This window comes from Faecalibacterium sp. An77 (genome assembly GCF_002161315.1).
Taxonomy (GTDB): Bacteria; Bacillota; Clostridia; order Oscillospirales; family Ruminococcaceae; genus Faecalibacterium.
The window spans coordinates 1-12257 of the sequence record NZ_NFHK01000062.1; the positions used below are offsets into that span (position 1 = coordinate 1).

15 protein-coding genes and 2 pseudogenes are annotated in these 12257 nt (G+C 51.0%); 9 read left to right on the forward strand and 8 right to left on the reverse strand.

Annotation, left to right across the window (positions count from 1 at the left end; translation table 11 throughout):
• The 3 genes and pseudogenes from B5G28_RS15275 to B5G28_RS13040 form a co-directional block, all read left to right on the forward strand.
• Positions 1 to 186, forward strand: a pseudogene (locus B5G28_RS15275) (type IV secretory system conjugative DNA transfer family protein); the annotation flags it as partial.
• 341 nt (positions 187 to 527) lie between these two features.
• Positions 528 to 878, forward strand: a complete 351-nt coding sequence (locus B5G28_RS13035) for a TnpV protein (protein WP_087249492.1) — start codon at positions 528 to 530, stop codon at positions 876 to 878.
• 13 nt (positions 879 to 891) lie between these two features.
• Entirely contained in the window at positions 892 to 1167 is a 276-nt protein-coding gene (locus tag B5G28_RS13040) for a DUF6809 family protein (protein WP_087171132.1), read from the forward strand.
• A 66-nt stretch (positions 1168 to 1233) separates the two neighbouring features.
• Here B5G28_RS13040 and B5G28_RS13045 read toward each other — a convergent pair whose 3' ends face one another.
• From B5G28_RS13045 to B5G28_RS13070, 6 genes are all read right to left on the reverse strand, one after another.
• Complete coding sequence (locus B5G28_RS13045; RefSeq protein WP_087249494.1) at positions 1234 to 2262, reverse strand: virulence RhuM family protein; 1029 nt, start codon at positions 2260 to 2262, stop codon at positions 1234 to 1236.
• A gap of 77 nt (positions 2263 to 2339) precedes the next feature.
• A complete protein-coding gene (locus B5G28_RS13050; protein WP_087171134.1) occupies positions 2340 to 2816 on the reverse strand; it encodes a GNAT family N-acetyltransferase in 477 nt (158 codons plus the stop codon).
• On the reverse strand, positions 2816 to 3364 hold the full coding sequence (locus B5G28_RS13055; RefSeq protein ID WP_087249496.1) for a GNAT family N-acetyltransferase: 549 nt from the start codon (positions 3362 to 3364) through the stop codon (positions 2816 to 2818). Before B5G28_RS13055 ends, B5G28_RS13050 begins: the two co-directional genes overlap by 1 nt.
• A 134-nt stretch (positions 3365 to 3498) precedes the next feature.
• A complete protein-coding gene (locus B5G28_RS13060; protein ID WP_087249498.1) occupies positions 3499 to 3951 on the reverse strand; it encodes a GNAT family N-acetyltransferase in 453 nt (150 codons plus the stop codon).
• A 6-nt stretch (positions 3952 to 3957) separates the two neighbouring features.
• A complete protein-coding gene (locus B5G28_RS13065) occupies positions 3958 to 4872 on the reverse strand; it encodes a hypothetical protein (protein ID WP_087249500.1) in 915 nt (304 codons plus the stop codon).
• 31 nt (positions 4873 to 4903) lie between these two features.
• The gene (locus B5G28_RS13070) at positions 4904 to 5752 is read right to left on the reverse strand and encodes a hypothetical protein (RefSeq protein WP_087249502.1); all 849 of its coding nucleotides are present in this window, start codon (positions 5750 to 5752) and stop codon (positions 4904 to 4906) included.
• 262 nt (positions 5753 to 6014) lie between these two features.
• On the opposite strand from B5G28_RS13070, the gene B5G28_RS13075 reads away from it, so the two are divergent.
• From B5G28_RS13075 to B5G28_RS13105, 6 genes are all read left to right on the forward strand, one after another.
• Positions 6015 to 6218, forward strand: coding sequence for a transposon-encoded TnpW family protein (locus B5G28_RS13075; RefSeq protein WP_007885061.1), 204 nt, complete (start codon positions 6015 to 6017; stop codon positions 6216 to 6218).
• A 1-nt stretch (position 6219) separates the two neighbouring features.
• Positions 6220 to 8139: a recombinase family protein gene (locus B5G28_RS13080; protein WP_087249504.1), complete on the forward strand. Its 1920-nt coding sequence runs from the start codon at positions 6220 to 6222 to the stop codon at positions 8137 to 8139.
• A gap of 66 nt (positions 8140 to 8205) precedes the next feature.
• Complete coding sequence (locus tag B5G28_RS13085) at positions 8206 to 8826, forward strand: CHC2 zinc finger domain-containing protein (RefSeq protein ID WP_087249506.1); 621 nt, start codon at positions 8206 to 8208, stop codon at positions 8824 to 8826.
• Between the two features lie 4 nt (positions 8827 to 8830).
• Positions 8831 to 10183: a phage/plasmid primase, P4 family gene (locus B5G28_RS13090; RefSeq protein WP_087249508.1), complete on the forward strand. Its 1353-nt coding sequence runs from the start codon at positions 8831 to 8833 to the stop codon at positions 10181 to 10183.
• Positions 10184 to 10686: 503 nt separating this feature from the next.
• The gene (locus B5G28_RS13100) at positions 10687 to 10899 is read left to right on the forward strand and encodes a phosphoribosylglycinamide formyltransferase (RefSeq protein ID WP_087249510.1); all 213 of its coding nucleotides are present in this window, start codon (positions 10687 to 10689) and stop codon (positions 10897 to 10899) included.
• 4 nt (positions 10900 to 10903) lie between these two features.
• A complete protein-coding gene (locus B5G28_RS13105; RefSeq protein WP_087235256.1) occupies positions 10904 to 11110 on the forward strand; it encodes a DUF3847 domain-containing protein in 207 nt (68 codons plus the stop codon).
• 89 nt (positions 11111 to 11199) lie between these two features.
• Here the strand turns inward: B5G28_RS13105 and B5G28_RS13110 are convergent, their stop codons facing one another.
• Entirely contained in the window at positions 11200 to 12054 is an 855-nt protein-coding gene (locus B5G28_RS13110; RefSeq protein ID WP_144265554.1) for an IS3 family transposase, read from the reverse strand.
• Positions 12051 to 12257, reverse strand: a pseudogene (locus B5G28_RS14865) (imidazolonepropionase); the annotation flags it as partial. The pseudogene B5G28_RS14865 and the gene B5G28_RS13110, both read right to left, overlap by 4 nt.

Genomic DNA, 12257 nt, shown 5'->3' on the forward strand with positions numbered 1-12257 from the left:
CACTATGAGGCCCCGGAAGAAGAACAAAACTTCGCCACGCTGCTGGAATTTTTGAATGTGATGGAGGTCCGGGAGGATGACGAGGAGTATCAGAACCCGGTGGATATCATGTTTGAAAAGTTGGGAGAGCGGCAGCCGAACCACTTTGCGGTGCGGCAATACCGTCTTTATAAGTTGGCTGCGGGTGTTATAGAATGCAGACAGAATTTTAATATCGCTTGATTCAAACCGGTTTGGAAGATGTTAAAATGGACGATTCAACGATGAAAGGAGCGTGATCCTAGTGGCAAGGAAATCCGAACGCTATCCTGCGCTCTACGAACGCCTGAGCCACGACGATGAGCTGCAAGGCGAATCCAACTCGATCTCAAACCATGATGTAATGTATAGAGGGTGGATTACGCCAAAAAACATTACATCATGACTGGCGGCTCATTTGTGGCGAATGAAAAGACAGTTATGATAAAGGAGGGATGCCCTCAAACCTACCGTAACTGTCAACCACATTCCCACGAAAGGAGTCTTGTATGGAACTGACTTACACCAAATGCGGCGATTATCTCATTCCTGACCTTGTGTTATTGGACACCAAAGAGTACCATATCGGGAAATATGGCCGGTTGCGCCGTGCCTACTTAAAAGAACACCGGCCCATTCTGTATACCGATCTCATTGTCACTGAAAAACTGTTTCCCCATTTGGAGGAAATCGACATCGCCTGTCGGAAGCGGCTGGAAATTATCGAAAAAGCCATGATGCAGCAAGAGGGCGTCACAGAAGCCCTGAAATATGCCGACCAGATGGCATGGGTGCGCTCCATGAACTCTATCCACAACAGAGCCGAGGAAATTGTCCTAGCTGAGCTAGTCTACTGCTGAGGGAGGGAACGCAATGATTTTGGAAGCCATGTATAACGGGGAGTTTTATCCCTGTGAAACGGTAGTGCCCACGTCCCCGGAATACCGCAAGGCAGTCCAAACCTGTGCGGCGTTGATGGAGCAGTTATCCCAGCGGCTCAGCAAAGAGGACTATGCTCTGGTGGAAGAACTCCGGGCGCAGAACGCTATCGCTCAGTGCGAGGAAAGTGAGAGCCATTTCAAGTATGGCTTTTCAGCGGGGCTGATCGTCCAGCAGGAAGCCCATGAACAGCTGCAAAACAAGAAATAGGCGATGGCCGAAAAAGCCCACGCAGCCGGAAAGAGAACCGGAGGCGTGGGCTTTCTGTGTATATGGTTATTCTGTCAGGGCATCCGAAGTTTCCGCAAGCAGCCGGTCAAAGTCGCTCTGATAGGTCCGATCCTGCAAAACCCGGAACTTTTCAAACTCTTTCTCGGCAAAGGCTTTGGCAATGGCGGCGGTCACCTTGCCCTTATCATGCAGAATATCTTCCTCGTTGAACTGTAAAAATGCGTCAAGCCGCTTGACCCAATCGGCCATATACATGACATTTCCACGGCGGGCCTGCCGTTCCGCATAGTCCAGGTACATGGTGACAATCTCGTTCAGGTTACGCATTTCCGTTTCGTTCAGATAGTTTTTAGCAACGGTGACATCCGATTTGCGGATGCGGCCTTTGGGGGCGTTTTTCCATGTGGTCAGCCCCATGTTGGGCTTGGTGCTGTCGGCACGGCCGTATACGATCTCAGCGGCGGTATGATGGGTGACCGCATAGTGGAGCTTATTCTGCACCGTTGCGAAAAACTCCTTTGTGATGGGGCTTTCCACATCGTAGTCAGCGCTGCACTGGGAATAGATGTCCGTGATTTTCTGGTAGAACCTTCTCTCGCTGGCCCGGATGTCCCGGATACGCTCCAGTTGTTCCTCGAAATAATCCTTGCCGAAAAAGTTTTCCGGCTCCCGCAGCCGTGCGTCATCCATCACATAACCCTTGATGATGAACTCTTTCAACACCCGGTTTGCCCAAATGCGGAACATGGTCGCCTTTTTGGAGTTCACTCGATACCCCACAGCGATGATGGCGTCCAGATTATAATAATTGGTCTGATACCGTTTCCCGTCCACCGCAGTTGTTTCCATTTTGGAAACAACTGAATCCTCGCTCAGTTCGCCGGATTCAAAGATTTTTTTCAGATGCTTGGAAATGGCCGCTTTCTGCACCTCGAACAGCTCTGCCATTTTTGCCTGCGTCAGCCAGAGATTTTCCTGAAAGAGCAGGATTTCCACCCGCACCTCTCCGTTTTCGGTCTTGTAAAAGAGGATTTCTCTGGTTTCATACGGGGTCAGCCCCTGTTCCTCGCTCATTCCTCGTCACCTCCATATCGTTTTGGTAAGTTTGGATTGTATTTTGTAATTCATTTACAAAATGCCAGGTATTCCATTTACTTCTTTCGATGAATCGTATTGGATTCCCATAGTAAGTTCTTTTCCAAATATACCATATCAATAAGCTGAACGCCGCATTCAAAGATAGGATGATCATAATTGTCCGTGAAAAAGTTTTTGATACGATGGCTTTCTATAAAACCGCATTTCTTATAAAAAGGGAGCGTCAGCTGACTGTCACCCGTCCCCACACGAAGAATACGAAAATTATCACGGTATGTCTGCTCAATAAACTCAATCATCCGTTTTCCGTAGCCCATGCGCTGGCATTCCGGCAGAACAGCAATATTCTTGATTTCAAGAACTTTGCTGCCTTCGTCAGTAACAACACATTCCGCTTTTACGCCATTTTCCTCCAAAACATACATCGTACCTTTTTCAAGATACCGGTCGATCATATCTTCCTGCTCGTCCGCAAGAAAAAGCAGGCTCATGTATCTCTTTTTATTATCCTCAATTTTGCTTATTTTCATCAACTGTCATCCTCACATACTTTACATTCCAACTGGCAGTCATACGGCTCGGTTTCTACATGAGACTGATTGTAGACAGCCGCCTCTGCACAGCCCATTTTGTGATAGAATGCCTGGCTTTCAACGGCTGAATGGGCTGAGATGTACAACTTTTTTGCTCCATGTGCCTTTGCCCATTCTTTCGCTGCTCGAAACAGTGCAGTGCCAACCCCTTTTCCTCGCATATCCTCTGACACATGGATACTTGAGAGGTCAAGGTATCTGTGATTTCCCCCAAAAAGTTTCGGTTCAACTGACACGAAACCTTTCAACACCCCTTCGCAGAAAGCAGCATATACCAATCCACCTGTTGCTGCTGTGTTTCTCAAGCAGGAAACCAGGAATTTATAATCCGCTTCGCTCCAATCGTCAATAAACGGATCATCTTTGATAATCCATTTTCCGTTTTCTTTTCGCCTACATTTAACAACAGTTTGATGCCGTACAAAATGTCTAAATAGCTCTCGGCTTATCTCATTCTCTTGTAAGTTTTTATATATAATCTCCATTTCTATTATCCATGCAGCTCCCTTTGGTGTTTACTTTATTTTCAAATTCTGGATTCCAATAAATGCCGCTCCAATCGAACGCAAAATGATTTATCGGGTCTCTCCAAATGTCTAATTTTTAACGATAACCGTTTCTATTTCAAATCATAAACATACATCCTCGACAAATCTACCTCACCATCGCCCTGCGCCATACACAGGAACTTCCATCCGTAGCGCTCATAGAAGCCTGTGTGGTCTGTAATGAGATATAAGGTTTCCAGGCCAAATGAACGCATATCCTCACAAACATATTCCAGCAGCTTTCCTGCAATTCCCTGACAACGGTAGTTTTCCTCAACATATACCGCGCAGACATTTGGCGTCAAATCCTTGCGGTTATGAAAATCGTTTTCGATGACCCCAATACCACCAATAATCTGCTGATTCTCGACTGCAACATACCACTGCGGAACAATGCTTTTGCCCGTCAAGCACTCCTGTATGCTTCCCGCATATTCTTCAACTGGAATATCCCACTTGGAATGAAACCACTCTGCGGCTTCCGATGCCAGTTCGCTGTGTTCCCTGAGTTTCAGAATTTCCATAGCGTATCATTCCTCCTCATCTCCGCCCTTTTTAGAACGGCTCTTGTAGACATTGTACTGGTTCTTGCACCGTGGGCTGCAAAAGGCAGCGTTGGATCGGCTGCCCAGGAACACCTTCTGGCAGTGCTTACACAGGCGCAGGGGCTGGTCGCCGTCCACCAGCATGAAGCTGAACATCATCTGGATGCCCAGCAGCAGCGAATGGAAATCCCAATAGATGGTGGGCTTATCCAGCAGCTCAATGTGGTAGCTGGGGGCGATCCCGCCGAACGCAGCCATGGCCTTGCGATACAGCCCCCGTGCGTCCTCGTCGATGGAATCATAGTCATTGTAGTACAAAATGGCCGTGGTCAGCGTAAAAGCCCAGTCCTTAAGCTGCTGGGCAACCCAGCCATAGGGTTCCGCATATTCCCGCTGAAAGCTCATGTTCTTCGCCATTGGCTCGTCCATAAAGGTCATGGTCAGTGCAATCATGGTCCGGTCACCGGACACATTCCACGTGGATTCTATGCCTTTCTTCACCAAGTCCAGCTGGTCAAAAGGATAAAACAGGGACAGGTATTTGTCTGTCGCCATGGATTCTTCCTTAATGAAGTGGTTTTTGGGCAGGTATACCGCCTCATAGTCCATAAAGGACGGCGTGGTGGGCAGGGCGGTCATCAGCCCCAGCAGGCCGTACCGGGTAACGAACTCCATCACCGCCTTTTCCACTTCTGCTTCCGGCTTGCGTCCCATCATCAGCATCCCCACATTCAGGGCATCCAGCACAATGCCAGGGACCTCTTTCAGCGGATTGTAGACATCCGGCTTTGCGCTCTTGCCGGGGGTGATATACCGCTTGCCATCTTCCGCTGTTTTCAGCTCATAGTGATCGTACCGCACCCAATGGGAACGGGACTGTTCAAATGAATTTTTCATCATACACGCCCTTTCTCCTTAATCGTCCCAATTATCAGGGGCGGTTTTTCTTTTTTCTGCGCTTGGACTTGTTCTCCCGCCGGATCACGGCATCCTTGCCCTGTTTCCTTGCGATTTTCGAGTATTCCTCCAAAAACTGGCGTTCCCGCAAGGTCAAGCTGCCGCCATGCTCCTGTTTGCCGCACATATGGTCATACATCTGGCGCTGCAATTTCTTGTGGATGGTTTTCCGCAGCTTGCGGATGTTGCGGTCAGACTGCCCACGCACAGCGGCAAGCCGGGTGGTGCTGTACAGCCGCAAAGAGAGAAAATATAGAACTTCCTTGTGTTCCTCGCTCAGTTCCTCCACCATGCGGGAAACAAAGGCATCGGCGGTCAGGTTGTGCATCTCATAGGGGCAGTCAAACAGGATGTCCAGAAAGTTTCCGGCCATCAGCTGCCGGTATGCGGGATTGTTCATCCAGCGGGGAATGAGCTTCGGTTCCGGCACCGCCTGATATTCCAGCGGCACATCCCCACGAAGGTTTTCGTGGTCTCGTTCCCGGCGCTCCCGGTTCCGGTCCAGCTTGTTCCATTCCTCCACCACGGCCCGGAAATCCTTTTCGGTGCGGGCCGCTTCCTCCAGCCGCCGTATGGCCTCAGCCCGCATCTCCCGTTTCAGCCGCTTATCACTGACCGGGGCGGCTTCTTCTTCCTCGTCCTCCAGCTCCGCTTCGTAGTCGATGGGATGCTCGTCCTGCTCCAGCTCGTTTTCCAGCTCGGCCAGACGTTCTTCTGCAAGCGCCTGTTCCAGCGTTTCCGCTTCTCCAGCGTCTGTCCCATCGTCCCATCCGGTGAAGCCAACCTCGGTATCCAGAAGCTCGTCATCAGACAGATACGCCATGACCCCACCTCTTTTCAAAAAATATTTTGCGATTTTTCAAAAATGGTTCCGTTTTGCACCCCGGATTTCTCCCATTAGTGAAAGAGTAATCTAAAAACAAGTTACTTAGGTTACGTTTTCTCATTCACGCAGGAGAAAGGGGGGCACTCGCCATGTTCAGGCTTGACACAAAAAGGAAGTAACACAATCGCGGGTTACAAACAACGGAACTATAACAACAGTATACACCGGATGCGCCGAAAGCGCAAGAAAGAGAGGTTCTATGGCAGATAAAAATGCCGTGTTTCTGACCCGGCACATTGGCAACACCACCTATAAAGTTCGTGTCTACCTCAGCGAAACCGCCGAGGAAACGATGGAAGATAAAATTCTGCGGCTGATCCGCAATGACGGGCTGGCAAACCAGCCGGAATGTGGTATAATGGAACTGCCACAAATGAGCCGTCCGTCTGAAAGGAGCGCCTGATATGGCAAACAGACAGACGGAAGAAAAAATCACTGCGCTCTATGAGCGCCTGTCCCGTGACGATGACCTCACGGGCGACTCGAACTCCATTCTGAACCAGAAACGTTATCTCGAAAGCTATGCAGCACAGCGGGGCTACACCAATATCGTCCACTACACAGACGATGGGTGGTCCGGCGGCAACTTTGACCGTCCCGCATGGAAACGCCTTGTGGCGGACATCGAGGCGGGAAAGGTGGCCCATCTGCTGTGTAAGGACCTAAGTCGGATTGGCAGAAACTACTTGCAAACCGGCTTTTACACCGAGGTAATGTTCCGACAGAATGGGGTTCATTTTGTTGCTGTCGCCAATAACATTGACAGCGAGGAACAGGACAGCGGCGAGTTTGCACCCTTTCTCAATATCATGAACGAATGGTATCTGCGTGACCAGTCCAAAAAGGTGGCGGCGGCCTACCGGGTGAAGGGCAAGGCGGGCAAGCCCACCACCAACAACGCCATCTATGGCTACAAAAAAGACCGGTCGGACAAGGACCACTGGCTGGTGGACGAGGAAGCCGCTGCCGTGGTGCGGCGGATCTTCCGGCTTGCGGTGGAGGGGCACGGCCCCCATGAGATCGCCAAGATACTCACACAGGAAAAGGTGGAGTGCCCCGCCTATTATCTGGCCCGCAACGGCAGAGGCAGCCGGAAGAATACTGTGGACACCAGCCGTCCCTATGACTGGTACGGCTTCACGGTCAGCTCCATGCTGACCAAGCCGGAGTATATGGGGCACACCGTCAATTTCCGTTCTTCCAAGAAGTCTTACCGGGATAAGCGGGTAAAAAATGACCCGTCCGACTGGCTGATTTTTGAAAATACCCATGAAGCCATCGTTGACCCGGAAACCTGGCAGCTGGCTCAGCAGGTGAAGCGGACGGTGCGCCGGACGGATACCACCGGCGTCGCCAATCCCCTGACCGGCCTTGTGTTCTGTGCCGACTGCGGAGCCAAGATGTATAACCACCGGGGCAAACGCAAAAAGGACGGGCGGGAGTATGGAACCGACTTCTATAACTGCTCCACCTATACCCTGACCTTTGAGCGTGAAACCCAGATGTGTTTTTCCCACACCGTCAGCACCAAAGCCCTGAACGCCCTGATTCTGGAAACCATCCGCTCCACCGCCAGCTATGCCATCCAGAACAAGGAGGAATTCATTCAGAAGGTTCGCAGCATATCACAGGTTCGCCAGCAGGAAGCGGCCAAGGAGCTGAAACGCAAGGTCGCCAAGGAGCGCAAACGCAGCGCCGAGCTGGATGTGCTCATTAAAAAGCTGTACGAAACCTATGCGATGGGCAAACTGGAGGAAAAGCGGTTCGAGATGCTGTCCGCTGAATATGAGAAGGAGCAGGACGAACTGGAACAGACCCTTGCCAGCGATCAGGCCAGCCTTGACCAGTTCAACGAGGACACCGACCGTGCCGACAAGTTCCTGGCCCTGGCAAAAAAGTACACGGATTTTTCCGAGCTGACCGCCCCCATGCTCCATGAATTTGTGGAGAAAATTCTGGTCCATGCCCCGGATAGAAGCACCGGGGAACGGGTGCAGGAAATCGAGATTTATCTGAACTTTATCGGGAAGTTTGAAGTGCCCATGCCCGAACCCACCGAGGAAGAACTGGCTGCGGAGGAAAAGCGCCGCCAGAAGCGCATCCGTGACCATGAAAAGTATCTGCGCCAGAAGGAGCGCAAACAGAAGATTGCCGAGGGGCTCATCGTTCCGGGTGAACCGTACCAGCTGGTATGCCAGTGCTGCGGAGAGCCGTTCCAGTCTGTCCGCCCCAACGCTAAATTTTGCAAACCCGCCTGCCGGGAGAAATTCTACCGGCAGGAAAAGCGGAAAGCCAAGGAAATGGAAACATCACAAACTGCATAAAGACTGCGGCCTGCCCCAACAAACTGGGCAGGCCGCTTTTTTATGCCCTGAAACGGAGGGATTTTCATGACACTCTTTGAACTGGTAAAACAGAATATTTGTGTGCCGGATGCGGCGGAACACTATGGGCTGCAAGTCAACCGAAACGGGATGTGCAGCTGTCCGTTCCATGAGGACCGACACCCCAGCATGAAGCTGAACGAACGGTATTTTTACTGTTTTGGCTGTGGAGCTACCGGCGACGTGATCGACCTTGTGGCGATGTTGTTTGGTCTGAGCAGCTACGAGGCGGCTAAAAAGCTGGCTCATGACTTCGGGATTGACCCGGACAAGCCACCAGCAGCAATCTCTCTGCCTAAACCGGAGCGTCCCCTGCTGAAAGTATACCGGCAGGAGGAAGTGCGCTGCCTGCGGGTATTGTGCGATTATCTGCATCTTCTGGAACGCTGGAAGGTGCAGTACGCACCGAAAACGCCGGAGGATATTTTAGATGACCGGTTTGTGGAAGCCTGTCAGATGTTGGACTATGTGGAGTATCTGGCGGATTTGCTCATTGCCGCCGAGTTGGAACAGCGGGTGAAAATCGTGGAAATGCTGAACAAGGATGGCATGATTGCCGGTTTGGAGGAACGGCTGGACAGACTGAAAAAGGAGGACGGTGCCTACGAAAAACAAAACGCAGCTTGACGGGATGCCCGTCTGGTTCGATGGCAAAAGCATCAACGAAGTCCTGTTTTGTGAGGAGTTCTTGCAGACGCACAAGATTATCTTCACAAACGGGGCTTTTTTCACGCCCGAAGGCCGTGTGACAGACGAACTACCCCTGCGAGGAGAAATTTTTGAGGAGCTGAAATGCTGTGCGGTCAGCAACATTCCCCGCAAAATCAGCAACATTGTGGAGCTGATGAAACTGGCGGCGCTGGTGGAGGATTTTCCCCCAGAGCCGGATCGGATTCATCTTTCCAACGGGACACTCTTTCTGGACGGGACCTTTGTGGAGAGAAAGCCAAAAATTGTCCGCAATCGTTTCCACGTGGCCTACAACTCCAATGCCCCGAAACCTGTTCTCTGGCTGCAATTTCTGGATGGCCTGCTCTACCCGGAGGACATCCCCACCTTGCAGGAATATATCGGCTATTGCCTGATTCCCAGCAACAAGGGGCAGCGGATAATGGTCATTAAGGGCAGCGGCGGCGAAGGCAAGTCACAGATCGGCGCTGTGCTGGGAACTTTGTTCGGTTCCAACATGAAGGACGGCAGCATCGGGAAAATATCGGAGAACCGGTTTGCTCGTGCCGATTTGGAGCATATCCTCCTGTGCGTGGATGACGATATGCGAATGGAAGCCTTGCGACAAACCAACTATGTAAAGTCCATCGTGACCGCCCAGGGCAAGATGGATTTGGAGCGCAAGGGCAAGCAGAGCTATCAGGGATGGATGTGCGCCCGGCTGCTGGCCTTCTCCAACGGAGATTTGCAGGCGCTGTTTGACCGGAGCGACGGATTTTACCGCCGCCAGCTGGTGTTGACTACAAAAGAAAAGCCTGCTGGCCGTATGGATGATCCCGACCTTGCCGAGAAGATGAAAGCCGAGGTGGAGGGCATCCTGCTCTGGGCTTTTGAGGGATTGCAGCGGCTGGCCGCAAACAACTTCAAGTTCACCGAAAGTGACCGCACCAGAGAAAACCGGGAAGCAGTCAAACGGGACAACAACAATGTCTATGATTTTCTGGATTCTGACGGGTATGTTCACCTGAAAGCCGATCTGTCCGCCAGCTCCAAAGAGTTGTATGAAGCATATCAGATTTACTGCACCGAAAACAACCTGCCTGCCCTGAAGCCACGCAGCTTCAGCGAAGCCCTGATCGCCTGCCAGAGCCGCTACAATCTGGAATACTGCAACAATGTGACCAACGCAGCCGGACGGCGGGTGCGTGGATTTCTGGGAATTGAGGTATTAGTGAGAAATCATATATCAGTGTTTTCCGGTGATTCGATGCGTACGTACGTACCGGAAGATGTGCCGGAGGAATGGCGGCGTTAATACTGGGGCCCCCAGCGGAACCCTGTAAAGCGGTTCCGTTGGGGAAAGGACGAGCAACGGAACGAGTGAGCTTTCGGCTTTAGCCGGAAGCGAAGGATGTGGAGTTTGTGAGGACGCTGTACGTACGTACGCTTTGATTGACCGTTGTTCTCCCTTTTATAGCAATTCGACGGCTATACCAGTCAGAATCACCGATCAAATCCCCATGCTAAATCAAGGCAAGTGGGAATCGAAAAGTATTTGACGGTTGGAAGAAATCATTTTGCGAAACAGTGCTTCTCACCCCGGTGAACCGGGTGCATGGAACCATGGGAAATTGCACGGTTTCAAGCCAAATCACACGAAACAGAAAAGTCGGAAGGTGCGACCTGTGGACAGGACATCACACCGGCAATTCTGGACGGATTTGTTGACGAGAGAATTTTTCACGACACAGCGAAGCGGTTATGCCAGAGGGCATACCGGCTTCGCTTTTTTATCAAGTAAATTTAGGAGGATTTTTTATGATGACGGTACGCAACGAGATTAAGGCACAGATCGTCCGGGCGGGATACACCATGCAGGAGGTAGTTGACCGGCTCCATGAGGAATACGGCTGGTCGAACAGCGTTTCCAACCTGTCGGCCAAGCTCCAGCGGGAATCTATCCGCTACAAGGAGGTTGTGGAGCTGGCTGATGTGCTGGGCTATGACCTGATCTGGCAGAAACGGAGGTAAATCTATGACAAGTGAAGAAAAGAAACTGTTGCAGGCAAAGCACCGCTTGGAGGAAGCCCAGGCACGGGATCGGGTGAAGGAGCGAAAAGCCCGGACAAGGCGGCTCATTCAGGAGGGCGCAGTGCTGGAAAAAGTGCTGCCGGAAGTACAGGCGGTAGGGCTTGACAATCTGGAAGAATACCTGCGGCGAAAGCTGGCAGGATACGATTGAAAACGGCTGGGAGGTCTCCGGGAAATGAACCGCCCCATATTGTGCGGACAGTACAAAAAAGAGGCCTGCAAGGGGTAGAAGTAAACGAATCAAAGACTGGCCTGGCGAAGCGAGAGCGGAGCCAGGCCAGTCTTTGTCTGGAGCCGCTCATAGTTGTAAAAGTGGATGTACTCGTCGATCAGATCGTTGGCCTGCTGAAATGTCTTGAGCTTTTGGCGGTAGATGCATTCTGTTTTCAGGATACCGAAAAAATTTTCGGCCATTGCGTTGTCATAGCAGTTTCCGCGTCTTGACATGGAAGGCGTAATGCCGTAAGATTGAGTCAGCTTAAAATATCCGTGTGAGGTATACTGAAACCCCTGGTCGCTGTGGAGCTGTAACTCCCCAGCGACTTTCTCTTTCTTCATAGCAAGGCGAATGGTATCCAGCACCAGGTTGACAGTCTGGGATGTTGCTGTTTTGTAAGCTACAATGCTGTTGTCGTACAGATCCCGGATCATGGACAGGTACAGGACGCCTTGCTCTGTATGGATATAAGAGATATCGGTCACCCATTTGCTGTTAGGTCTTTCTGTATGAAAGTCCCGATTCAGCAGATTCTCGTATCTGTGAATCTGCTGCCCCAGCTGCTTCCACTGCCTGCGCCTGCGTATTTCAGACAGCAATCCGTTTGTTTTCATAAGTCTGAGGACAGTTTTAGGATTCCTGTAACAACCGTTTTTGTCCAGCCACAGATGCATCCGGCGATAACCGTATGTGTTTTTGCACCTTTTCTGCTGCTGGGCAATCCGGTCTATGATTGCCTGGTTTGGATCTGGACGGTTCAGCTTATGAATGTAAGCGTAATACCCACTCCGGGAAACACCAAAGAATTTGCACATCCGGCAAATCAGATACTTTTCCCGATGACAGTAAATCACGGCATATTTCGCCTTTGCTCTCACTTCCTTCCTGTGGACCGCAGAAAATCCCGCAGCAGTTCATTTTCCATTTTCAGCCGTTCGATCTCATATTTGTATTCTGCAATACTTGGCTCCCGGACTTCGCCTTTCCTGGGTCGTCCCTTGGGTTTTGGGGGAACTCCCGCTGCAAGTTTTCGCTGCTTTCGATTATATCGGGAAAGAAATCCACGCATTTCCTTATATGT